General features: G+C 46.5%; 21 protein-coding genes. 9 read left to right on the top strand and 12 right to left on the bottom strand.

All coding sequences use genetic code 11. The annotated features are described in order from the left end of the window. Positions 1–39 precede the first annotated feature (39 nt). Together ACV7NC_RS11315 and ACV7NC_RS11310 are read left to right on the top strand one after the other, a co-directional pair. Complete coding sequence (locus ACV7NC_RS11315) at positions 40–1,326, top strand: HD-GYP domain-containing protein (RefSeq protein ID WP_458152677.1); 1,287 nt, start codon at positions 40–42, stop codon at positions 1,324–1,326. An 11-nt stretch (positions 1,327–1,337) separates the two neighbouring features. Then, a complete protein-coding gene (locus tag ACV7NC_RS11310; RefSeq protein WP_458152676.1) occupies positions 1,338–2,672 on the top strand; it encodes a putative bifunctional diguanylate cyclase/phosphodiesterase in 1,335 nt (444 codons plus the stop codon). Here ACV7NC_RS11310 and ACV7NC_RS11305 read toward each other — a convergent pair. Continuing rightward, on the bottom strand, positions 2,639–3,148 hold the full coding sequence (locus ACV7NC_RS11305) for a hypothetical protein (RefSeq protein WP_458152675.1): 510 nt from the start codon (positions 3,146–3,148) through the stop codon (positions 2,639–2,641). The two genes, ACV7NC_RS11310 and ACV7NC_RS11305, sit on opposite strands and share 34 nt — an antisense overlap. After that, positions 3,145–3,744 carry a glycoside hydrolase family 19 protein gene (locus ACV7NC_RS11300; protein ID WP_458152674.1) on the bottom strand — a complete coding sequence of 200 codons (600 nt, stop codon included), beginning with the start codon at positions 3,742–3,744 and terminating at the stop codon, positions 3,145–3,147. The genes ACV7NC_RS11305 and ACV7NC_RS11300 overlap by 4 nt, the downstream gene beginning before the upstream one ends. A gap of 101 nt (positions 3,745–3,845) precedes the next feature. On the opposite strand from ACV7NC_RS11300, the gene mutL reads away from it, so the two are divergent. Then, positions 3,846–5,642 (top strand): DNA mismatch repair endonuclease MutL, encoded by a 1,797-nt coding sequence (gene mutL / locus ACV7NC_RS11295; protein ID WP_458152673.1) that lies wholly within the window; start codon positions 3,846–3,848, stop codon positions 5,640–5,642. Between the two features lie 35 nt (positions 5,643–5,677). Here mutL and ACV7NC_RS11290 read toward each other — a convergent pair whose 3' ends face one another. After that, a complete protein-coding gene (locus ACV7NC_RS11290; RefSeq protein ID WP_458152672.1) occupies positions 5,678–6,472 on the bottom strand; it encodes a bestrophin-like domain in 795 nt (264 codons plus the stop codon). A gap of 195 nt (positions 6,473–6,667) precedes the next feature. On the opposite strand from ACV7NC_RS11290, the gene ACV7NC_RS11285 reads away from it, so the two are divergent. Together ACV7NC_RS11285 and ACV7NC_RS11280 are read left to right on the top strand one after the other, a co-directional pair. Continuing rightward, a complete protein-coding gene (locus tag ACV7NC_RS11285) occupies positions 6,668–7,939 on the top strand; it encodes a hypothetical protein (RefSeq protein WP_458152671.1) in 1,272 nt (423 codons plus the stop codon). Positions 7,940–8,236: 297 nt separating this feature from the next. Then, positions 8,237–10,135, top strand: a complete 1,899-nt coding sequence (locus ACV7NC_RS11280) for a hypothetical protein (protein WP_458152670.1) — start codon at positions 8,237–8,239, stop codon at positions 10,133–10,135. A gap of 7 nt (positions 10,136–10,142) precedes the next feature. Here ACV7NC_RS11280 and ppsR read toward each other — a convergent pair whose 3' ends face one another. From ppsR to ACV7NC_RS11265, 3 genes are all read right to left on the bottom strand, one after another. Next, positions 10,143–10,970 (bottom strand): posphoenolpyruvate synthetase regulatory kinase/phosphorylase PpsR, encoded by an 828-nt coding sequence (gene ppsR, locus ACV7NC_RS11275; RefSeq protein WP_458152669.1) that lies wholly within the window; start codon positions 10,968–10,970, stop codon positions 10,143–10,145. Beyond that, on the bottom strand, positions 10,970–13,345 hold the full coding sequence (gene ppsA, locus ACV7NC_RS11270; RefSeq protein WP_458152668.1) for a phosphoenolpyruvate synthase: 2,376 nt from the start codon (positions 13,343–13,345) through the stop codon (positions 10,970–10,972). The genes ppsR and ppsA overlap by 1 nt, the downstream gene beginning before the upstream one ends. A 70-nt stretch (positions 13,346–13,415) precedes the next feature. Continuing rightward, on the bottom strand, positions 13,416–14,369 hold the full coding sequence (locus ACV7NC_RS11265) for a LysR substrate-binding domain-containing protein (protein WP_458152667.1): 954 nt from the start codon (positions 14,367–14,369) through the stop codon (positions 13,416–13,418). Between the two features lie 170 nt (positions 14,370–14,539). On the opposite strand from ACV7NC_RS11265, the gene ACV7NC_RS11260 reads away from it, so the two are divergent. From ACV7NC_RS11260 to ACV7NC_RS11245, 4 genes are all read left to right on the top strand, one after another. Beyond that, positions 14,540–16,015 carry a ribulose-bisphosphate carboxylase large subunit gene (locus ACV7NC_RS11260; protein WP_458152665.1) on the top strand — a complete coding sequence of 492 codons (1,476 nt, stop codon included), beginning with the start codon at positions 14,540–14,542 and terminating at the stop codon, positions 16,013–16,015. Between the two features lie 21 nt (positions 16,016–16,036). Further along, positions 16,037–16,471, top strand: a complete 435-nt coding sequence (locus tag ACV7NC_RS11255) for a ribulose bisphosphate carboxylase small subunit (RefSeq protein WP_458152664.1) — start codon at positions 16,037–16,039, stop codon at positions 16,469–16,471. Positions 16,472–16,816: 345 nt separating this feature from the next. Then, a complete protein-coding gene (gene cbbX / locus ACV7NC_RS11250) occupies positions 16,817–17,758 on the top strand; it encodes a CbbX protein (protein ID WP_458152663.1) in 942 nt (313 codons plus the stop codon). Positions 17,759–17,772: 14 nt separating this feature from the next. Beyond that, entirely contained in the window at positions 17,773–18,123 is a 351-nt protein-coding gene (locus tag ACV7NC_RS11245) for a hypothetical protein (protein WP_458152662.1), read from the top strand. A 12-nt stretch (positions 18,124–18,135) separates the two neighbouring features. On the opposite strand, the gene ACV7NC_RS11240 is transcribed toward ACV7NC_RS11245, so the two are convergent. The 6 genes from ACV7NC_RS11240 to ACV7NC_RS11215 form a co-directional block, all read right to left on the bottom strand. After that, the gene (locus ACV7NC_RS11240; RefSeq protein WP_458152661.1) at positions 18,136–19,983 is read right to left on the bottom strand and encodes a diguanylate cyclase; all 1,848 of its coding nucleotides are present in this window, start codon (positions 19,981–19,983) and stop codon (positions 18,136–18,138) included. A 385-nt stretch (positions 19,984–20,368) separates the two neighbouring features. Further along, complete coding sequence (gene zapD / locus ACV7NC_RS11235) at positions 20,369–21,124, bottom strand: cell division protein ZapD (protein WP_458152660.1); 756 nt, start codon at positions 21,122–21,124, stop codon at positions 20,369–20,371. Positions 21,125–21,395: 271 nt separating this feature from the next. Continuing rightward, entirely contained in the window at positions 21,396–22,001 is a 606-nt protein-coding gene (coaE, locus tag ACV7NC_RS11230) for a dephospho-CoA kinase (RefSeq protein WP_458152659.1), read from the bottom strand. A gap of 3 nt (positions 22,002–22,004) precedes the next feature. After that, complete coding sequence (locus ACV7NC_RS11225; protein WP_458152658.1) at positions 22,005–22,871, bottom strand: prepilin peptidase; 867 nt, start codon at positions 22,869–22,871, stop codon at positions 22,005–22,007. Between the two features lie 37 nt (positions 22,872–22,908). Then, positions 22,909–24,132, bottom strand: a complete 1,224-nt coding sequence (locus tag ACV7NC_RS11220) for a type II secretion system F family protein (RefSeq protein WP_458152657.1) — start codon at positions 24,130–24,132, stop codon at positions 22,909–22,911. 197 nt (positions 24,133–24,329) lie between these two features. After that, positions 24,330–25,223 (bottom strand): SDR family oxidoreductase, encoded by an 894-nt coding sequence (locus tag ACV7NC_RS11215; RefSeq protein ID WP_458152656.1) that lies wholly within the window; start codon positions 25,221–25,223, stop codon positions 24,330–24,332. Positions 25,224–25,235: the final 12 nt, after the last annotated feature.

Genomic DNA, 25,235 nt, shown 5'->3' with positions numbered 1-25,235 from the left:
TTTGAAATTTAATCATTCTAACTTTTTCAATTGTCCATAATGATCAGCAGCTCAAGTATAGAAATCCCCATTCTGGATTTAAAAGTGGGTATGTATGTCAGCAAACTGGATCGTCCATGGCTAGACACACCATTTCCACTGCAAGGGGTGCTGATGCGGACAGAAAAAGATATTCAAGCATTAAAAAATATTTGCCAGTTTGTTTTTGTCGACGTTGAACTTAGCGAGCCTTTCGTGGTACAGAAACATTTACCTTTCGCCGTTTCTAACATCGCAGCATCCGCAGCGAATCGGGTTCCCTCACACCCGAATAATAGCCAGAAACAGCTTCAACTGGATCCACTGCTGCAACGCGTAAAAACATACGAGGACTTCCGTACTGCCGAACAGGAAATACCTGCTGCCACAAAAGCTTACAATTTCACACTCAGCTTGCTGGACGATATTACAAACAATATCGAACGCGACATTAAATTTGATATACACGCTGCACATGAAGTCGTGGATACCTTATGCGAAAGTGTTATACGCAACCCGGATGCAGCACTGCTGCTGGCTCAGCTAAAATCAACCGGAAAGGAACTATACGACAGCGCAGTCAAAACTTCGGTACACATGCTCGCATTCGGCAGGCACTTGGGCCTTCCGCGCCGGGAACTATCGGTACTTGGATTGGGTGGATTGCTGATGGATATTGGCAAGCAACGCCTGCCTAAAGAAATACAGGTTAAAAGGAGCATGTATCTCAAACCCGAGGAACGAAAATTGATGAAACAGCATATTGCCTACAGTCAGGAAATCGTCACTCGTTTATGCAATGTCACCGATGATGTCATCAAGATCGTTACTCAACATCATGAACGCGAGAATGGTAATGGCTATCCGCTGAGTTTATATGCCAATCAAATCCACCCCTACGGCCGTATGGCGGCAGTCGTTGATAGCTATGAAGAATTGATCTGGGGCCAGCCTGGAATGCCTGGATTGCGGCCATTCGAGGCGATCAAGGAATTAAAAGGGAATGCCCAGAATGGTCTCAATTTTGCATTGGTGGAACAATTCGCCCATTGCATCAGTATCTTTCCGGTTGGCTGCTTGGTCGAGCTCAACACCGGAGAAGTTGCGATTGTACTCTCGCAGAATCGGACTCAACGGTTCTTGCCGCGCATTATGATCATTTGTGATGCAAAGAAAAAACCTTACGATAATCCCGCTACTATCGATCTAAAAAAATTCGACCTCAGTCCGGCCGGAGTTCCCTATAAAATCATCAATGACTTACCCCAGGGCGCTTACGGGATCGATCCGAAGAGATTCTATCTGTAGCACCTTCCACTATGCCGGTTTTAAGTTACTCAAATTTTTTCCAAGCTGCAGAGCGCAAGTTATCGGATAACCGCAGTGCCTGCGGAAATCATGCTGTTTTGACCGTAAATCTAGGACGACTTGCTGAACTCGACGGCATACTGGGTTATGCCGCAGTCGATCAAATCATACAGACTATTTCCAAGCAACTGGCAGACGCGCTTAATCCCGGCGATCTGATCGGTATTACTGGACGTCATCAAGTCAGTTGCCTTTTGGTTAATTTACTCGCGAATGCCCATGCCCTTTTAGCTGCTCATAAGATTACTAGAATTCTGACCGTGCCGTTTACTCTTGGAGCGCACAACATACTGTTGAATCCCTGCATCGGAATTGCGTACGGTAGCGAGAAAAATAGCACGATTGATCTGATGATGCGCAACGCAAGCCTCGCCATACAGCAAGCGCTGCAAGAGAAAGATCAGATTAAGCTTTTTGTGGAGAACCCGGAAGATGCCTATCTGACCCAACTCCACCTTTGGTCTGACTTGAACGAAGCAATCGAAACAAATGCGCTGCATTTACAATTCCAACCGCAATTCAACACTGCCAGCGGCAAAATTGAATCGACGGAAGCACTGTTGCGCTGGACACATCCACAGCATGGACCTATTAGAACCGATAAGTTGATTCAGGTCGCGGAAGGCACGATACTGATGCCCAAACTTACGCAATGGGTTTTACATACCGCATTACGCGAATGTTCTGCGTTCCGCACAGCAGGGATTGATGCGGGAGTATCTATCAATTTTTCCGCTGACGATTTGCGCGAACCGGACATCATCGATTTGACTGCGCAAGCACTGGAAATCTGGAACGTTCCTCCCGACCGTATTACCGTTGAAGTTACAGAAACCGCTGTAATGGAAACCAACCGGAATATTCTTGACACACTCAACCATCTGAAAGACATGGGATTGAAACTCTCCATGGATGATTTCGGTACCGGTTATTCGTCAATGTCGCGCATGCTGGAGCTGCCATTGGACGAGGTCAAAATTGATATGATTTTCGTGAGGGAAATGACAAAACACCCGAAGCACGAGAGAATTGTCGACTCCATTATTAACCTAGCGCATCAATTGAATTTAACCGTCGTTGCGGAAGGCGTGGAAGACCTCGATACCTTCAGACGGTTGGCGGTACTTGGATGCGATGTGATCCAAGGATATTTGATTGGCAAACCGATGCCGCTCACGGATTTCATCAAAACCGTCAGCCAGCAATCCTTCGAATTTCTTCAACCGGTAGCGCCCGAATCCGCAAACGGTTATCAATCGATTCCCGGAATGTTAAATTCACGTTGATCGATCAACAAGCCAGCCTCAGAAAAAAACGTTTCACTGAATTTTGACACCGGAATATCCCGGCATTCGTGATTCGTGATCAATCGTCCGTTCTTTTCCACCGCAACCCCGTCTTTCGGTCCCCAGCCCTTGCCGATCGCAGTATAAACAATGTAGTGGTATGGTCCGCTGATAAATCGCAGGTAGCCGCCACCGCCGCCGGAAAACATCAAAGTCCGGGCTTGTACGAATTGAGCGTTGGATGTTGATTGCGGCGCTGCCGGCAGGTTTAACTCAATTTTGCTTTTTTGTCCGAATCGATATTGCAAATAGCCGCTGTTTGCGGATAAATCGTTCGAAGCACAGACCGAAACCGTTTTCTTACCCAGCGAGCAAGAAAAAATGACTTGTTCCTGTTGCTTGCAGAGTGTCTCCGCTGCGCCAAATGGTGTCACGATCAAACCGATCAAACCGCCGAGATAAGTGATCGCTCTCACGTCAACAATGCATAATATTTTTTGAAATGACTGATCCGGTCATCCAATCCCAGCGTCCCGCCATTCACTTTCTTGGTAATTTTTGTCACAACATCGTCGCTCGCGCCTTGATCGGCCAATTCATTGAGTGCTTTGGTGCTCCAGAACCATGCGGCAGACAACAATGGGTATTTGGTTTTGATCCAATCCGGATTGGCTATCACATCATCGCCGATCGCTTTGGAAAACGCGCTGTAATTGTCTTTACCGGTGAGCTGGATATAACCCCGGCCACGGTATTTATAACCTTCCTTGCTGGCTTCGTCGCCGTTACCCATGCGATTGGCATACACCCGCGAGGCGATCTTTTCCGGTTGACGGGCGTACCCATTCGCCAGATCATCGGGAAAATATTTGGGAAACACCTTTTTCAACCCATCCGCGGAATAATTCAGATTTTCTTCCAGGGCCTTGAATTCCGCGCTTTCGTGCGCGCACTGCGCGAGAAAATGTGCCAGACGCAGCGGTGAATCGATAGCGAATTTGGCGGCGCAATCGGGAATTTGAACCAGTACGGCATCGGGAACATGCGGTTTCAGCTTGTCTACGGATAACATTTTCACCCTCCCAGATTGTTGACAGTTGAATATTCGTCCAACGTACAATGAACGCGTTGTCCTTCCGCATTATAATCACAAATTTTAAGTTACAGTTTCTTATGCCGTCGATCAAACCGCTGCCCGAATTACTGATTAACCAAATCGCCGCCGGCGAAGTGGTGGAGCGCCCGGCTTCGGCACTCAAGGAAATCCTTGAAAACAGCATCGACGCTGGCGCGGGCAAAATTACCGTGCAACTGCAACAAGGCGGTGTCAAACAAATCCGTGTCGCCGATGACGGTGCAGGTATTGCCAAAGATGAATTACTACTGGCGCTGACGCGCCATAGCACCAGCAAAATCAGCACGCTGGAAGATTTGCACAAAATCACCAGCCTGGGTTTCCGCGGCGAGGCGTTGGCCAGTATCGCCGCCGTTGCCAAGTTGACACTCACCAGCCAACAGCAAGGTCAAGCACATGCCTGGGAAATTAGTGCCGAAGGCCCTGTGGCTTCCCAACCGGCACCGGCGGCGTTGACGCAAGGCACCATTGTGGATGTCAACGATTTGTACTTCAATATTCCGGCCCGGCGCAAATTCCTGAAGTCTGAAGCCACCGAATTCGCGCACTGCGACGAAACCTTCAAACGCATTGCGCTCTCGCAAGCCAATATTGAGTTCGTGTTGCAGCACAACGGCAAGGTACGCCGCCATTTGCGCGCCGCCGGCATGCCGCAACGAATCTCTGCGCTTCTTGGCGATGAATTCAATCAAGCAGCCGCGTTGGTGGATGAGCAATCCGCCGGTATGCGCCTGACCGGTATGGTCGCATTGCCCGCTTTCGCCAGATCATCGCGCGATATGCAGTATTTTTTTGTCAACAGCCGTTTCGTCAGCGATAAGCTGATTTCACATGCATTGCGCGAAGCCTATCGCGATGTGCTGCATCTGGATCGGCATCCGGCATTTGTGTTGTTTCTTGAAATAGATCCTGAAAGCATTGATGTCAATGTACATCCGAGTAAAACCGAAGTCCGATTCCGCGAAGCGCGCGCATTGCATCAATTCATTTTTCACGCGATCAACAAGGTATTGGCATCGCCGCAAAGAGAACAAAAAACGCACACCAGCGAACCTGCGCCTGGAACCCGGCCGTTTGCGGCGTACCCGAGAGCCGATCCCATGCAGCCCGCCAGGGTATCGCAACCGGCCGGTTTTTACGGTACGTTGTTCGGTACGGAATCGCGCACGCCAACAACACCGAGAAATCCTTCATTTGCCGCCGCCACTGCGGCATCTCCGCGGCCTGCCGCAACCGATGAAGAAAAAGACGACTACCCGCTTGGCTTTGCCCTGGGGCAATTACATGGCATCTATATCCTGGCGCAGAATGCCCGCGGGCTGGTGGTGGTCGACATGCATGCCGCGCACGAACGCATTCTGTACGAACAATTGAAACAATCGTTCAATCGGGATCAGATTTCGATGCAACCGTTGTTGATCCCCGCTGTGTTTCATGCCGGTAGCTTGGAAGTCGCCGCGGTGGAAGAGAATCATGAGGCGCTGGCGCAGTTGGGATTCGATATCGCCGTCCTGTCACCCACCACCCTGACTGTACGCGCTGTACCAGCAGCTTTGAAAGAAGCCGATGCCGTTCAGCTCGCTCGCGATCTATTGCAAGAGATCCGTGAATACGGCGCCAGCCAGATTCTCACCGCCAAGCGTAATGAAATTCTTGCCACCATGGCCTGTCACGGCGCAGTCCGCGCCAACCGCAAATTAACACTTGAAGAAATGAATGCGCTGCTGCGCGAAATGGAGCAAACCGAACGCGCCGATCAATGCAATCACGGCCGTCCAACCTGGTTTGAAACCAATCTGGCGGAGCTGGATAAATTGTTTATGCGCGGAAAATAGCCGGTTTCGCTGATGAAATCCCGGTTTACCCGGAATTAATCATCTTTCCGGTTCATGCTCTCACGCAGTTCGATCAGAATCTGGTCCGCCGCATCGACGCGGATCACGCCAAACCGCGGATACTCGATGTCAACTATAACATACACCGCAATCGCCGTCATCGTCGCAAACACCACCGGATGAACCCAGCGATGCGGGCGATTTCTGGCCGCGCCGTAACCGGCGATGAACGAACAGCCGTAGGCAAACACAAACAACAACACAAAAATGATCTTGGGCGGATGCATCATCATCGCCATCTTACGCGTCGTGGTAATGTCGATCATCGCATTCAGCGCCGGAAGTAGCACCACGCAAGCGGACGGAGTATTTTGCATGCGGCAAGCAGCTACCGCTTGCGTCCAGATCGTATTCTGCAGCGTCATGCTGTTATCCCATTCGTGCTGTGCAGCAGCCATATCGGGAATTTTTTTATAGTACGCCAAACGGGAATCGGTATAACGGCGAAACAAAGTCTGCAATTCATCGCGCACATTCGCATCTATGATATCCAGCCGCAAGTACGCGGTACCGATGGCGTTGGTTTCCTCGGCGATCAGATGACGGCGGTCGTCAAACCTGGATGCGGCACCGGAGAATGTAAACGCAATCAGCAGTCCGAATAGCGCGAAAATGGCGGCTTCGATGGTACCGGCACTCGGCTTGCCGTCTGTTTCCGCATCTTTGTTCAAATGCTTGAATCCGAGTCGCCTGCCCATTACATAAAACAGCAACATGCCGAAAAACAGACTGATCCCGACAGTGATCGGAATGAAGGTAAAGTTCATCATGAATAGTTCCTAAAATGAGCGGTTCCGGAGAATTCCCGGCAATGCGGCCTACGGAATTTTACAAAAAATATCAACTGCATATTGCCAATTTTGCGAAGATACGATAAAAACCTTGGCAAGCCCGTTGAAATTGGACGGCTAATCGCTTCACCGGATTGTTTGACTCACCGTGGACAATAAGAAAGGATCAAGACGATGAATGACCATAAAACGCCCGACACCGCAAAAGCTGAAGTCAAGCAGCCCGATCAAGCCGGTAACCTGTTCGACCCCCTGATAACGCTTTTACCGAAAATCGTCCGCCAGCAATGGTTTTGGTTTCTGGCGTATGGCTTTAATCTGGTGTACTTTGCCATCGCCCTGTTTCGCGCCAACCAGGAATCGGATGCATTCGCCATTCCGATTTTGCCGGGTGTCATTTTCACCTGCATCATTTTCGTGCAAATATTCGCCGACCCCATCGTTTATATTCCGGCTGAAGGAATTACACCGGAGGAAAAGGAAACACTGGAAAAGCAACGGTCGCATCAGCGTTATAAATGGATGATCTTTGCTTATAGCTTCATGCTGCTGTCGCTGCTGCTGACTTTTTATCCATTTATCAATGAATTTAAAAACAAACCCATAGAAACACTGCGCGATCAGCCGATTGCAGTATTTATCGGTTGCTCGCTCGACAACAAAGATAAGCATTTAAGCTGCTTCAAACCGCGGATAAACACCAAAGGAGAACAACAACCGCCGGAAAAAGTGGTCGGCACCTGGGTGATTAACATCGGCGGCTATATTAACCATTGCGACGAAGAAGAACCGGGAAACAAAAAAGCAGCGGCCTGCCAGGTCAGCGATGGTTTGATGATCCCGCTTTATTTCATCATTCTGGCATTGATGGGGGGCAGCATCAGTCTGACCCGCCGCTTACCGGAATTGCAAAAGCAGGTCAGCGATGAACATATCGCCACCAAACATCAACCGCGCCTGACGCAATACGAATTCCGCGAGCACCTGATTTTTCAGATCGTGCAATTCATCTCCGCGCCTTTCCTGGCGATTCTGGCCTATTACTTGATCGAACCGAGCAATCTGACTAACTCGGTCGCGTTGGCATTCGTCGCCGGATTCGCGTCGGAAACCATCCTGCTGATGGTACGCTCGGTCGCCAATAAAATTTCTCCCGCAAGCGCCGAAGGACCGCAATACGGCGCGATTGCCGGGGTAATAGCATTCAAGAACGTCACCCCGCTGAAAACCGAGGTTTTCCTATCCGAATCGCCGCAAATTCATACGATAGCCGACGATCAAGGATTCTTCATGCTCAGCAACGTCCCGGTCGGCGAACACAGCATCAGCATCAAATACACCACTCAGGTGGACAGCAAAACAGTCGAGCAGATCAAAAAAGACACGGTGAAAATCGAACGGTCGCAAGCGATTGTTAAGAAGAATGTGGTGGTTGAAGACAAATAATTAGTGCGATTATAACTTTAGCATCCAATTGGCTCGCAGCATTTGTTCTTACTTATTTAAATTGAGTTCAGAATTGACAACAACATAGTGACATGCATCGGATATTACTCCGTGCAAACTGGAATAGATCAAACTTCAACAAAAAAAATAAATATATTATATAGTTGAATCTCTTGGAATGAAATTAAACCCCTTTCTGTACACAGTAAGTTACTAAAACGATCCCCAAGCTACTAATCTCCAAAAAGCGCGGGGAGAACCCAGAAAGAATTAATAAATTTTCTTACTTCTTAATGTATGAAAAGAATAGAAGCTACGCTACCTACATTGGGAAGTTATGTTATCCCTTTTTATGATGAATCCAAAGAAGTTCTCGAGTTTCTTAGTGACAATGAATTAAGTCGATTAGATAGAGTTCCTCATTTAGGCATTACTGCAAAAGTCTTCACGGGAGTAAATCATTCTCGATTGGAGTATTTGTTGCTTCAATGTGCAGTTATTAATTTATTGCCAAAGTTTCACAGAGGTAAGGAAGGATATGCTTTAAGTGGTAAAGTTTTTGTCCCCAAATTAAGCAATAAAATTTCCTCTGGTGAAGAATTATTGAAATGTTGGGCGCTTCTTAGTAATGCGGGACACGCACAATATACTTTTGGTGTAGAGAAATCTTTACTAAATCATGCGCGCGATAACCAAATATTTAGAAACGTACTTGTTTCCAGCATTCCTTCGAAACTTAAAAAGTGGACACAAAATGTCATTGATAACTATGAGGATGACAACTTTCACTGGATATTATCATTCCACAAAGTACTCCGCTTACCTCCACGATCAAGACTTAAAAGCAAATTGTTCAGAATACTCGAAGCCTTATTATTACCAATCCAAGAACTAGAAATAAAAAATTCTAGCGATAGGTACAAAATTTATCGATTACGAAGCTTATTTTCTAGAATAAGACTTATAAGCATAGTTGCGTTAGATGCGTATTACTCACACCATCCGATTAGATATCAAATTCCAGGTGTTTTGATGGATCTTGATTCTTTAATGCAAGGAACTAACGAGAAAACAGAGTTCTTGAGATTACTAGAACAAACAGCATCTTGGTTGGCAGATGAAATTTATTTACATCCACGTTCTGTTGCAGCTCAAAAATTGTATGAAGTTAACTCCAAGATAAAGCTGAATAAAAAATATGCTCCACGATTGTCAACAATTGACTCTTTCAATGAGTTCTTTCCCAACCTTATGAGTAACGGTTTCGGGCAACCTAAAGTAAACGAGCTGGGTAACTTAGCTAGATTGACTTTTCCAGATACACGTTTAGGTCATATCTTGGGAAAAGATTTATATGAAATATCAAGTACATTAGAAAAATTACTTAGTACAGAGGGTGATACGTATGTTTCAGTGGTACGTAATCCTTACTCAAGAAAGATACATATAGATCTTTTGTACAATAATTTTTCCAAAGGGACTGCTTCTATCTCCAATTTGTGTATCAGAACTTCAAAATGGATTATTCGTTTAATTGAAGCTCAAATAAAGCATAGATTACGAAACATAAAATTTCCGCCGAACGTAGATAAAGAACTTAAAAACAAAGTCTTACATGAATTTAGAAGAAAGTTTCAGGATGAGATTATTAAACCAACTCATCCAGCTCTGGAAAGTATATTTAACGGCCTTATTAAGTATATTCTTCCTGAAGAATTTGTTGGCACAGTCTCCGAAGCAATACCCCAACAAGGAGTTGACTCAATTGGATTAAAGTTACAACTTGTTGATGGTAGTGTTCACGACTCAATTACAAACAACTTATTAGAAATAATAAATCACAATCCCCAGAAATTAGAAAATGATAGGATTCATGAACTTAATGTATTACTAAATTATATTAAAAAATCAAAAGCTCTATTTCTTGCATGCTCGATTGAGAAGTTTCACATCAGTAAAAAAGATGGTGGTGACAACAGCATCAAGGATGATTGGGATGGAGTAATTTTGGAAATATATGATGAAAAAGTAACAGTTACAATTATTGAAGCAAAAAATACAAAATCTGATATATCCAGTGCAACACAAGCATTTAATCAGTTAAAAAGAACTCAGGAACTTGTTAATTCAAAAAATAAAATAACAAGTAGAAGAAGAAGATTAATTGGAGGTGCATGTTTAACATTTACACTCTAAAAGATTGTTATCCATACAACTGCCGTTTTAACCCGCAGCGGTCGAGAATTATTGCACTGATTTCCTCGATGGAGATGCGCGTGGTATTCAGATACCGGATATCGAACCGGTTGAACAGCGCTTCTTGCCACTGGATTTCCTGTTGGCATTGCGTCAGCGAGGCGTATTGGCTGTCTGGGCGGCGTTGCTGGCGGATGGAGTGCAGTTGCGCCGGGGTGAGCGTTAAACCAAATAGTTTGTGTTTAACCGGTTGCAGTACAACGGGAAGCTGTTGCACATTCATATCGTCCGGTGTCAGCGGATAATTGGCAGCGGCGATGCCATATTGCAAGCCTAAATACAGGCAGGTCGGCGTTTTTCCGGAACGCGACACGCCAATCAGGATAATGTCGGCTTGCGCGAAATGCTTGGGATTGATGCCGTCGTCATGCGCCAGCACATAATTAATCGCGTCGATCCGCTTGAAGTACGTCAGGTCATCCTGCAAACCGTGCGAACGTCCGGCTTTGCGCGCGGATGGTTGACGCAATTCTTCTTCGACCGGATGGGTAAACGCTTCGAAAAAATCGTAAACGCGGCAATTGCCTTGTTTAATCACATCGAGTATTTCCGGTTGCTGCAACGTGCTGAAAACCAGCGGGCGGTGACCGTCGCGCTCCGCAGCCTGATTGATTTGCATCAATACCATCCTGGCTTTGTCGAGATCGTCCAGAAACGGCACGTTCACGGCATTCCAGGCGATGCCGTCAAACTGGGTCAACAAACTGTGGCCCAACGTTTCCGCGGTGATGCCGGTGCGGTCGGATAAATAAAAAACCGTCCTTTTTTGCGTCATCAGTGCTTGCTCAAGCGGCCAATATCCAACCAGGTTTGCACCACCGTATCAGGATTCAGCGACAGGCTGCTAATGCCTTGCTCATATAACCAGGCGGCAAAATCCGGGTAATCGGATGGCCCTTGGCCGCAAATACCGATATATTTGCCTTGCTTGCGGCACGCATCGATCGCCATTTTCAGCAATTTTTTCACTGCCGGATTGCGCTCATCGAACACCTGCGACACCAGCGCGGAATCGCGGTCAACACCGAGCGTCAGTTGCGTCATATCGTTCGAACCAATCGAGAAGCCGTCAAAGTACTGCAAGAATTCCTCTGCCAGCACGGCATTCGACGGAATTTCGCACATCATGATCAGCCGCAAGCCGTTGCTGCCGCGTTTCAATCCCTGCGACGCCAGCAACTCGGTTACTTGCGCGGCTTCTTCCAGCGTGCGGCAAAACGGGATCATGATCTCGACGTTAATCAAACCCATTGCATCGCGCACCTTGCGCAACGCCCGGCATTCGAGCTCAAAACAATCGCGGAAATCGGGCGACACATACCGAGAAGCGCCGCGGAAACCAATCATCGGGTTTTCTTCGTGCGGCTCGTAACGGTTCCCCGCCAGCAGATTCGCGTATTCGTTCGATTTAAAATCGGAAGTGCGCACAATCACCGGGTGCGGATAAAACGCCGCCGCCAGCGTGGCGATGCCTTCGGTCAATTTCTCGACGTAAAAATCGATGGGGTTTGCGTAACCAGCAATGCGCCCGCCAATCGTTTGTTTCAAGTCGTCCGGCAAGCGTTCGAATTCCAGCAACGCCTTGGGATGAATGCCGATCATGTTGTTGATAATGAATTCCAACCGCGCCAGACCCACGCCTTGATTCGGCATGCGCGCAAAAGAGAAAGCGTGCGATGGATTGCCGACGTTCATCATGATTTTTAGCGGCACATCCGGTAACTCACCGGAATCCGCCACGCTATGCTCGAACGGCAGCAGACCCTCATAAACCAGTCCGGTGTCGCCATCCGCGCAAGAAACCGTTATTGGCGCTCCATCTTTAATCGACGCCGTGGCATTACCGCAGCCAACCACCGCCGGAATGCCCATTTCGCGCGCGATGATCGCCGCATGGCAGGTGCGCCCGCCACGGTTGGTGACGATTGCGGATGCACGCTTCATAATCGGCTCCCAGTCCGGATCGGTCATATCGGTCACCAACACATCACCCGGTTTTACCAAGTGCATTTGATCGGCTCCGGCAATCAAGCGGGCTGTGCCTTGGCCGATTTTGCTGCCGATGGCGCGGCCTTCCGCCAAAACGGTCCCGCTGCCGCTCAGTTTGAATCGCTCAAGCACTGGCGCAGCACGGCTTTCGACTGTTTCAGGCCGCGCTTGCACGATATACAGCTGCCCGTCCCGGCCATCCAGCGCCCATTCGATATCCATCGGACGGCCATAGTGCTGCTCAATGATCACTGCCTGACGCGCCAGGGCTTCAACTTGCGCATCTGTGAGCGAGAAGCGATTGCGCCGGGCGGACTCGACTTCGCGCGTCAACGTAAAAGCATCGCTGCCATTGTTTTTGTCGGCATACACCATTTCAATCGCTTTACTGCCTAGCCGCCGTGATAGGATCGCAGGCTTTCCGTCTGCGAGGGCGCGTTTATACACATAAAATTCATCGGGATTGACTGTGCCCTGCACGATGGTTTCACCCAACCCATACGCCGACGTGATAAAAATCGCATCGCGGAAGCCGGATTCGGTATCAAGCGTGAACATCACCCCGCTGGCGCCAAGATCGCTACGCACCATTTTTTGGATACCGGCAGACAAATACACTTTTTCATGCGGGAAATTTTGATGCACGCGGTAGGCGATAGCGCGATCGTTATACAACGATGCGAACACCGTTTTGACCGCCGCCAGAATATGCGGTATGCCCTGCACGTTCAGCAACGTCTCCTGCTGCCCGGCAAACGACGCATCGGCCAAATCCTCGGCCGTCGCAGAGGAGCGCACCGCAAATGAAATATCTTCGCCGCTGCTGGTGGCGAGTTTCTCATACGCCTGCGTAATTGCTGTCTGAATAGCGTCCGGTATTACAGCGTCGAGTACCCAACCGCGAATCGTTTTACCGGCGGCCGTGAGTGCGTTGATGTCATCGACATCCAACCCGGCCAGCAAACTGTTGATGCGCTCGACCAAGCCGTTAGTTTGCAAAAACTCCCGGTACGCCAACGTTGTCGTAGCAAAACCGTTCGGTACATTAACGCCGGCTTGCGACAAACGGCTGATCATTTCCCCCAGCGAAGCATTCTTGCCGCCGACCGAAGCGACATCGTGCATGTTCAACTGATCAAACCAAGCGATATACTGAGTCATCGCACCCTCCCTATTTCAACAAGTTAAAGTGATTATTCGAGAAATTCAGCAAGTCATTGGATTTAATCGCTTAACTATTCTTAAGCAGCGGACAATGCCCGGAAATGGCATGGCGGCACGATAAATCCTCGAGAAAATCATCGGCATGCCTTAGGTATTCCAGGAATGCCTGCGCCACAACCGATAGTTGCTTACCCGCCGGATACGCGAAATACCAGTGCCGTTGGATCGGAAAACCTTCAACGTCTAATTCCGCCAGTTGCCCCATCGGCGCATCCAGCGCCAACGTATGACGAGACAACACCGCTATGCCCAATCGTCCGACGATCGCTTGCTTGATCGCTTCGTTGCTGCCTAATTCCATCCGGACTTTCAGTTTCTTGTTATGGTCGTTGAAAAACCGCTCGGTTGCCATGCGCGTTCCGGAACCCGGTTCACGCATGATAAAAAATTCTTCGCAAATCCGATCGATGCTAATGTTCTTTTGATTGGCCAGTGGATGATCTGCTGTCGCCAGCATGACCAGTGGATTATCCAGAAAAACTTCGGCAACCGCATCAATCGATTCCGGAACCTGCCCTAGAATACACAAATCATCCTGGTTTCCGGTCAAACGCTCCAAAACTCGCTCTTGATTGGTGACTTTTAAGGAAACATCAATGCCAGGATACTGTTGACAAAATGTGCCCAATAGCCGCGGCGTGAAGTATTTTGCAGTCGTTACCACCGCCAGACGCAATTTCCCCGATTTCAAGCCTTTCATGTTCGAAACAGTCATCTCGAAGCGGGAAAAGTGTTCAAAAATTCCAAGGCAAGTTTGATATAACTCTTTACCAGCCTCCGTCAGATAAATTTTTTTGCCGACCTGTTCAAACAGCGGCAAACCAATATCATCGGTCAGTTTCTTGATTTGCATCGACACCGTCGGTTGCGTCAGAAACAATTCTTCCGCCGCGCGAGTAAAGCTTTTTAAGCGCGCAATCGCTTCAAAAACCTCCAGTTGCCGGATTGTACTGTGACGCATAGCAGCCTCCTCATTTCGATACAATAGGTTTTAATCTATCAATATCATTGAAACAATTTATTTTTGTTTATGGTTCAAAAATTCTACACTATTTTTAACCCGCTGGTAAAAACCTCCTGACTCAAACCATCTACCGTGCGGGTTCATTTCACAACCACATGGAGATCATTATGGCTTCAGAAACGATCAAAGAAGGTAAAGAACGTTACAAATCCGGCGTCATCCCTTATAAAAAGATGGGTTACTGGGAGCCGGATTATATCCCCAAAGATACCGATGTCATCGCATTGTTCCGGATTACGCCTCAAGCTGGCGTTGAGCCGGAAGAAGCGGCGGCCGCTGTCGCCGGTGAATCTTCCACCGCGACCTGGACGGTCGTCTGGACCGATCGCCTGACTGCATGCGAACTGTATCGCGCCAAAGCCTACCGGGTTGATCCGGTACCCAATACCGGCCCGGGCACGAAAACCGATCAGCAGTATTTCGCCTATATCGCCTACGATCTGGATTTGTTTGAAGAAGGATCGATCGCCAACTTAACCGCCTCGATCATCGGTAATGTATTCGGTTTTAAAGCGGTTAAAGCGTTGCGCCTGGAGGACATGCGCATTCCGGTCGCTTACCTCAAAACCTTTCAGGGACCGGCTACCGGTATTGTGGTCGAACGCGAGCGCCTGGATAAATTTGGCCGGCCACTGCTCGGCGCCACCACCAAGCCTAAGTTGGGATTATCGGGACGTAACTATGGCCGGGTAGTCTACGAAGGCCTGAAAGGCGGACTCGATTTCATGAAAGACGATGAAAACATCAATTCCCAGCCTTTCATGCATTGGCGCGACCGTTTCTTATTCTGCATGGAAGCGGTTAATAAGGCTTCGGCTGCTACCGGGGAGGTCAAAGGGCATTATTTGAATGTTACTGCAGCGACTATGGAAGACATGTACGAACGCGCCGAATTCGCCAAATCGCTCGGTTCGGTCATTATCATGATCGACCTGGTGGTCGGCTACACCGCCATTCAGTCCATGGCGAAGTGGGCGCGTAAGAACGACATGATCCTGCACTTGCACCGTGCCGGAAATTCGACCTATTCGCGGCAGAAGAACCACGGTATGAACTTCCGGGTAATCTGTAAATGGATGCGCATGGCCGGGGTTGATCACATCCATGCCGGTACCGTAGTCGGAAAACTGGAAGGCGACCCGCTAATGATCAAAGGCTTCTACGATACCTTGCGTGAAAGCAACACTCAAACGAGCCTTGAACACGGCTTGTTCTTTGATCAGGAATGGGCCTCGCTGAGAAAAGTGATGCCTGTCGCATCCGGCGGTATTCATGCCGGCCAAATGCACCAGTTACTCGACTATCTGGGTGAAGATGTAGTACTGCAATTCGGCGGCGGCACCATCGGTCATCCGCAAGGTATTCAGGCTGGCGCAACGGCAAACCGCGTCGCGCTCGAAGCCATGATCCTGGCCCGCAATGAAGGCCGCGACTACGTCAAAGAGGGGCCGAAGATTCTCTCCGACGCCGCCAAATGGTGCACACCGCTGAAACTGGCGCTAGATACCTGGAAGGATATTACCTTCAATTACGAATCCACGGATACTGCAGACTTTGTGCCATCCGCGACCGCCAATGTGTAATCTGCTCAAGGAGACAATATCATGATGACAAATACCGGAAATTGCCTTACGCAAGGCCAATTCTCGTTTCTACCGCCGCTCACGGATAAGCAAATTTCCGCGCAAATCAAATATGCGTTAAACAACGGTTGGGCGATCGGCATCGAATATACCGATGATCCGCATCCGCGCAATACCTTCTGGGAAATGTATGGCAATCCCATGTTCGACTTGAAAGATCCCGCGGGAATTCTGCTCGAAATTAACAATTGCCGCAAAACGTTTCCTAATCATTATATCCGCGTAACGGCTTTCAATTCGACCCGCGGCGTTGAAAGCCCGACGATGTCATACATCGTTAACCGGCCGGATAAAGAGCCCGGTTTCGGTTTGGTTCGCCAGGAAACGGCAGGCAGGCATGTTCAATATTCCATTCATTCTTATGCAACGGACAAACCGGAAGGAGAGCGCTACTGAAATAAATACCCTTCTCTTTGACAGCCGATGTATGAAAAACAGGCGGAAGAACAGAGCTTACGCCCGATAAATGAGCATCGCGCCCAACGCGATCGTTTCTCAGGCTTGTTGAGAGAAGGGTATGAAAACTGCTATCAGCTTACCGGCCGATCGCAAAACCGATCATTTTTCTTGCAAGAGGGTCACAAAGATGTATCGCAAATTCAATAAATTCGACAAGGCTGGCAATCTCTCAGTTGACTTGAAAGCTGAATTCCATCGATCGATTGACAGTTTCAAGTTGAATTTGCTTTGGTTACTTAAAAAAATACTCAGAATCTAATCACCCGGCTCAAAGGATCTATCATGGTTAAGCAATCTGAAAATCTGAAAGTGCAAACACTCGAAAAACCGGTCGACCTGGATGCGGAATTTCGGCAATCCAACATCCATGAAGTATTGGATAAACTGGATCGTGAACTGATCGGGCTAAAACCGGTGAAAACCCGCATTCATGAAATAGCCGCTTTATTGCTCGTGGATCGAGTCCGCAACCAATTGGGATTGTCAGCAGGCGCTCCGAGCTTGCACATGTGCTTCACGGGCAATCCGGGTACCGGCAAAACTACGGTCGCATCGCGCATGTCGGAAATTTTGCACCGCCTGGGTTATGTCCGGGAAGGCCATCTGGTTTCGGTCACGCGGGATGATTTGGTGGGCCAATACATCGGTCACACAGCCCCGAAAACCAAAGAAGTGATCAAACGCGCCATGGGCGGCGTGCTATTTATCGATGAAGCCTACTACCTTTACAAGCCGGAAAATGAGCGCGACTACGGTGCCGAGTCGATCGAAATCCTGCTGCAAACGATGGAAAACAATCGCGATGATCTGGTGGTTATTTTGGCGGGATACAAGGACCGGATGGATAAATTCTTTCAAAGCAATCCGGGCATGCGTTCGCGCATCGCCCATCACGTTGATTTCCCTGATTACGGCGCCGATGAATTGGTTGCAATCGCTAAGCTAATGCTGGCGGCACAAAATTACCGATTCAGCTCTGATGGCGAGAAAGCATTCGTCGAATATATCCAGTTGCGAATGACTCAGGAATATTTTGCAAATGCTCGCTCGGTCAGGAATGCTCTGGATCGAGCCCGTCTGCGGCAAGCCAACCGGCTATTTACGGGAGGGAAAAAATCGCTGACCAGTATTGACTTAATGACAATCGAGGCTGAAGACATCCGGGCCAGCCGGGTTTTTGTTGAAGGAAAGAAAGATACTGATACAACACGTAGCAAAACATAAGGGAATCGAGTCAATTGGACGATACGTTATCTCACCCATTGCGCATTTATCCCAAGCAAATTGATGCTTTCTGCTATAACCGGGGACGCCTTGCGTTGCTGCGATTAGGTTGTCCGCTGCGTGTCCCCTTGCTACAGCATCGCGGTTTGGAAATCATATTGGATAAGACCGAGTGGTTATGTGTCGATAGCACTGCGGAAGATCAACCGGTGATGGCTTGGCGCAAATTTAAGATTCGTGGAAGAGAGAACTTGCATCAGCCGATTGCATGCGAGTTATGGGTATATCATAGTTGCGCCGGGTTGGTTATGGGGTCAGCTCTGGATGATTTGGAAAAAACCCTGGAAAAAATGTGGTTTGTTTGAACCCAGAATTGATTATTCAGCAGCAACAATTTGGTTCTTTCCATTACTCTTGGCTCGATACAAAGCTTCGTCAGCCCGTTTAAACACATTATCTTGAGACTCACCAGGTTGATATTGAGCCACACCGGCACTAAACGTTATCAGCAACCGATTGTTCCCGTGCAAGAAAAATTTCTTGGTTAAATAACGCTTTATTCTTGCAATCGTAGATATCGCCTCTTTAAGCGAGGTATTTGGAAGCAAAATTGCAAATTCTTCTCCGCCGTAACGTGATATCACATCTTCCCGGCGCAATGTTTCCTTAACTGCTTCTACTAGATATATCAGCGCATCATCTCCAACCTGATGGCCGTGGGTATCGTTTAATTGCTTGAAATTATCAATATCCAGCAGTGCAAAACAAAGAAGTCCTTGAGTGTGGCTCAGGTAGTTCACTTCACGTCGAAATGCATTATCAAAGCCACGCCGGTTCAATGCACCAGTCAGGTGGTCTTCCTGTACCTGCTCATTCATTTCCTGCAACTGCGCCTCAAGCAGATTAATCTGATTCTGCGCAGCATTCATTTCGCTTTGTGCAGCCAATAAATCGTTACGATGATTCAGCACGCTCTTTTGTACTTTCTGAGTTTCTTGTACTAATTCGGCAAGTAACTGATTAAGGCCCTTAATATCTTTAGTTTGCTTAATCTTCTCTGAATAATATCCTAGCTGATCGTGATAGCCACCTGTCGCATCCGATAATTCTTCAAGACTCGAAATCAGTGAAGTGACCATTTTCCGCATGGTCTCCTTTGTCTCACCCAGATTTTGCTTGATATTAATTTGCCTTTGAACTATTTTTTCCAGTAAATTTTCTGCTTGGGTGATCACCTTCATATCCAGCGAACCGGACATCGCTTTCCTTAACTTTGTCAGTTGAGATTTAATCCAACGATCTTCCGAAAGTAATTCCCCCGTGCTGTCCATCAGCAGATTTAATAATTTAAGCAAGCCCTGTTGCACTTCGCTATTGCTATTTTCACTGGATTCGCATTTACTGCAAAATTCCTGAAAAGCAGCAATAAATCGTTCCATGCCAAGCTTATTTTGTATGCCGGTTACTTGGCGGGCCAATCGTTTTGCTTCATCTGCCAGAACTTCATCCTGAATTTGGCCTGCGATAATACGATCAAGCACCTGAGCCATCAATTCAAGCAATTGATCAACATACCCGCCAATATCATATTCTTTTGCCAGGATATCTTCTTTTTCACTCGTTCCTTGTAATTGAGGATCGACCAACTCATCGTGCGATAAATTTCCTTCGATTACTCCGGATTGCTGCTTGTTTCCGGTAGAAGTCTTCCATGAATGAATAAGCCCAACGAAGTTGGCATGAAGCAACTCAGAGTTATCTGAAAACTCGTTGAGTATTTTTTCTATCGATTCTTTTTTCTTCGCCGCAATGGCACTATTGGTGGAATTACTGGTTTCATTAACTAGCTGCCTGATAATTTCCGCCCAACTAAGAGATGCCTTATTTTTTGCTGGACCCGGAAGTGTTGCGCTATCCGTATCCAAATTTTCCGCAGTCAAAAATTTTAGTAAAGCAGATTTAAATTTCAACCAGCTTTTCTCGGTAACCGCTTGTTCCAAATTATTTGCACAGTTAAGCAATGGTGTTGTATGACGTGGAAACTCTTTCGCAAGCTCCGCAAGCATTTTTGCTGTCGAAACTGAAATTTGATGGCCAGGATTTCCGGCAATTTGTTCATATAGCTTGTGATAACTGTCTGGCGTAGGCGGGATTTTAAGTATCGCAAGCTGCTTCAACGTTTCGCGTGCAATAACAGAAGGATTTGCATTCATGTTTTGATTCATACCACTCTCATAGAGACTACACACTCAGCTGATGGGATTTTCAATCAACAACACAAGCTAATTGAATACCCGACAATTAAACTCATGATTCTTCGAAAAGCATTACCCAAATAAAAATATTGGCAAGGCAACTCACCTTAATTAGAATCTAAAATCGTACAGACACACCTAAACTACTATCAAGGTTCTTGTTTAAGCTCTCACTGCTAATAAGATTCTTCGCTCGTAATTATGAATCTGTTTTACGGAACAATATGGGATTCTCTTTATACTTGCAGGCTGTTCAAGTGGGACAATTTGTAACACTTTTTCCTATCGATGGTAAACAAACTGACAGTGGATAGAAAAAAAGTAACTCAATATTGAGTAAACAGGATAAGTGATATTAAAGATTACAGAAAGTCAGTTCGAAATTAACATCACCTTCATAAACTCTGCTTTTTTGCCCAGACTGTGTTGGGATAAAACGAATATTCAGGGCATATTTATTAGCACTGATTTCTGGCACACATGCCAACTGGTCACTCAAGTTGATTCTCAGCAAATGCGCGGAGTACTCTGATCCAGCTTGCTGAAAAACCCCCTGGTTTGCTATGACTTGAAGTGTTTTACCGCTTTTCCTTAAGAGGTGCAGCACAATCCCAAAGGCATTCCGTATAGGCTTGAATGGTGTCAACCACTCACTGAAGTCTTGATGCCGCAGAGCAGGATCCAAGTTAAGCCAATAATGATACGACGGTAAATCAAAAACACAGCAACCGCCAGGTATGCCCATGCGCTGCTTGATCGCCATTAACCACTCGTTCTCACGTAAATGCTCACCAACCTTCCCCGGGAAAACCAGCATTTCCCGAAAAGTAGTCTTAATATCGGTAAGCACACTATCCAATGCCGCTTCCGAAACTTCCGGGTTTTTCCTCAGCATCTCAAGGATCTGCTTTTGCCGTTCCAACTCTTGCAAAAGATCCGATTTAATATCGGCTCGACTTGTAATCTCAAGCACTTCAAATAGTGCAACCAATGAAGCATGGTGTTCTGTTGCGGTATCCTTGCTAGAAAAAAAATCTATTTTATTAAATAAATCCTCAAGCCTGAGAAGTGTACGGATACGCTCATTAAGCGGGTGTTCGTAACAAATCACAATATTAATGCATCCAAAGAAGAGTAAAGGAATTTTAAAGCCAAAATTAAGGAAACACTAAAAATGCCGGCATAAGGGATTTGCTGCGTTGAGTGGCACCCCAAAAACTCACCTATCATTATGATAGGTCCCGATTCTTGCGTTCTGCCCACCTTGCATCTCAACTTGCTTGGCGAATTAATCCGCGATTCCCAAAATCGATTTTTAATGGGATTATTTCATAAAAAAAATAATTTTCCCAAACTATTTCTCAGTGAACAACTTGAAAAAGTTATAAATTCCCACTCATAATCATATACTTACGATGAATCTGGGCGACCTGCATTTTTAAGAACTCAATATCCTGTCCGTTGAAAATGACATCATCGGCCTCGTGCAATCGATCCTTTCTGGTAACTTGGCTCACTATAATCGCTCTGACGAATTGTTCAGAAAGCTGATTTCTCGCCATGGTGCGAGAAATCTGCTGCTGCTCTTCACAATCAATAACAAGAACACGATCAATCAGTTTGTCGTAATCGTTTGTTTCTAATAATAACGGAATTACGACGACGACATATGGCGACTGGGCCTGCTTTACAAGCCGAACAACTTCACCGAGGATGAGTGGATGAAGAATCTTTTCAAGCTTTATCTTCGATTCAAGATCCGAAAAAACCAAGTTTCGCATTTTTTCTCTGTCCAGCGATCCATCGCGAGCAAGAAAAGTATCCCCGAATGTTTTTCTGATTTGATCGATAGCTGGCCCGCTGGGTTGAGTTAATTGCCTGGAAATGACATCCGTATCAATAACCACAATACCGAGTTCAGCGAAAAATTCGCTCGCGCTTGATTTTCCACACCCGATTCCCCCGGTTAAACCAACGACAAAAGTCATAAATTAGAACAAACCAAGGTAACTCTGGTTTAGCTTTTCACCCCAAAATAAAGCGATTAGAGCACCACCAACCAGATAAGGACCAAAGGGTATCGGGATATTTTTATGCAGTTTAGCTGCAACAATCAATCCAACACCTACAACAGCCCCCACAAAGGAAGAAAAAACGATCACCACTGGGAGCATACTCCAACCTAACCATGCCCCAATCGCTGACAGCAATTTAAAATCGCCATACCCCATTCCTTCTTTGCCTGTCAAAAGCTTAAAACTCCAATAAATTGACCACAATGATAAGTAACCGGCTGCAGCACCAATAATTGATGATTGAGAATCCGTAAAAACATCGTTCAAATTGATCAGCAATCCTAACCAAAGCAACGGTAACGTTATATCATCCGGTAGCAATTGTGTGTTTAAATCAATAACTGCCAGAACCATGAGCGCCCACACAAAAATTAAAACCGCTGCAGTCATAACGCCGAAACCAAAATGCCAGGCAACGACTCCACTTAGAAAAGCTGTAACCGCTTCAACAAGTGGATAACGCAAAGGAATCCGTTCATGGCATTGCGAACAACGTCCTCGCAACGCCAGATAACTGACAATCGGTATATTTTCCCATGCAGATATCTTATGTCCGCATTTGGGGCAAGTGGATCTTGGGGAAATAAGGTTAAACGTTGGCTGTCTCTCGACTACCTCACCTCGCAATTCCGCACATTGCTCTGACCAATTTCTTCGCATCATTTCCGGCAAACGATATATGACGACATTCAAAAAACTCCCAACCATTAGCCCAAGGATAGAAACCGCCGTGATGAATACTCCAGGCTCCTCTTGCAACATAGTAAGATAAGTCGTAGTCATATGCGAATGAACTCAATCGGATTATCAACCATTTGATTTAACTAACGACTGATCCCATTTTGAAAATTGGCAAGTACATGGCGACTACCATGCCACCAATTAATGTTCCCAGCACAACCATAATCATTGGCTCCATCAAACTTGAAAGCGCGGCAACCGCATCATCAACTTCCGCTTCGTAGAAATCGGCAATTTTACCCAGCATCGAATCCAGTGACCCAGCTTCTTCACCGATAGCGACCATTTGGATAACCATGCTTGGAAATACATTGGCGCCAGCCATTGAGGCCATCAGACTATTGCCAGTACTGACTTCAAGCTGAATGTTTTTTGTTGCTTCATAATAAATATAATTTCCAGCTGCTCCAGCAACCGAATCCAATGAATCAACTAGTGGAACCCCGGCTGCAAACATTGTGGAAAGCGTACGTGACCAACGTGCGATAGTCGCTTTACGGATAACTTCCCCAAAAATCGGCAGTTTTAACATGAAACGGTCCATAATGCGTTGCATCGGAACCGATCTCTTCCATGCATACATGAATCCATAAACGCTACCACCAACAATACCAAAAATGGCCCACCAATAATCCACAAAAAAATCGGAAATTGTCATGACCAAGAGTGTTGGAGCTGGCAAGTCAGCACCAAAGCCTTCAAACAAATCTTTAAACGCCGGAATCACAAAAATCATTATCACGGCAGTAATGATAAAAGCTACCACGATGATGGAGATCGGATAAAAAAGTGCGGATTTTATTTTTCCTTTGATCGCTTGAATTTTTTCTTTATAGGTCGCCAAACGATCTAAAATGCTATCGAGTATCCCTGCAGCCTCACCTGCACCGACCAGGTTACAATAGAGTGCATCAAAGTAAAGCGGATATTTTCGAAATGCATCCGTTAAGTTACTACCCGTCTCCACATCTGTTTTAATATCAATCAGAAGCTTACTTACAGCACGATTGGTATGTCCTCTGGCAACGATATCAAAAGCTTGTAATAACGGCACACCGGATTTCATCATGGTTGCTAACTGACGGGTGAACAGCGTGATGTCTTTATCGGTAATTTTACCGCCAGACTGCGTTTTCTTGATTTTTGTTACTTTTATGCCTTGCCGACGTAATGTCGCGGTTACAACAACAGTTCCTGCAGCACGCATTTCACCTTTTAGTTGCTTCCCAGTTTTGTCTTTACCTTCCCATGAATAATTAGTTTCTTTTAATTTCTTTTCTGATTGTGCTATGAGAGTCGCCATAATTTAACTCCTTAAAACTCCGGAATTTATGAAATCAACAGAACAAAATAACCAAACAAGCAAAATCAAGCTTCACTTCTGCTCGATAATCGCGGATGGTTATTCAATCTTGTCCCAGGTTAACGGCACAGTTTAAAGTCTTACTGAGAAAAAATATTTGAAAAGAAAATGCTGGATCTTAATTCAATTTATCTTTGCTAAATCTCTGGTTCTACAACATTTACGCCATCACTCACGGTCGGATACATAAATTTGACGCGCAATTCTTTTTTTATCCGAAGATTATTGAGAAGCCTGGATTCATTCATGAAAGACAACATTGCTGGAGAAATTTGTTGCTGTGCTTGATCGCGCGAAATACGGGGAGGCCGTGGCAAGCCGAAATGATCGGCAACCAAATCAAAATACTGCCCCATTTTAAGCTGTGAATTATCACTCGCATGATAGATCCGATGAGGTTTCGCATAATTGATAGCAGCACAAATGATACGAGCAAGATCATCCGCATGAATATGATTTGTAAAGCTATCCTCGACATCGATAAGTGCTGGGTGATTTTCTCGCAAACGATTCAGGGGCAATCTGTTCTCCGCATAAATACCTGGCACGCGTAAAATTGCCACATGGACATGTTCTCGCTCTCCCCAACGACGTACTTGTTTTTCGGCATCAACTCTACGAATCGCACGTTCATTTACAGGACGAACAGGATATGTTTCATCGATTAAGGCCCCATGGCAGTCACCATACACCCCGCTGGTACTGATATAGATAAGCTGTTGTGGTAGAATCCGTTTATGGGTTTTGGTTGGCCTGCTAAGGGCGGACAGCAAATGTGTCGTTCTGAGATCGTGCAATCCGTAACCGGGCGGCGGGGCCAAATGCAAAACAACTTGCACTATTCCTGCAAGTTTTTTTAGAGTCTTCGGGAAATCGAGATCACCGTAGATTGGAATAATGCCATGTGATCGCAAACGGTCAATGCTTTTCAAATTACGATACAAACCAAGCACCCGGTATCTATCTTGCAATAATGGTGCTGTTCTTAGAGCAATATCACCGCAACCAACCATTAATAGTGTTTTTTTCATTTAAATAATTTT

It is taken from the genome of Nitrosomonas limosa, from assembly GCF_054188085.1.
This window is presented reverse-complemented; position numbering and strand designations above follow the sequence as displayed.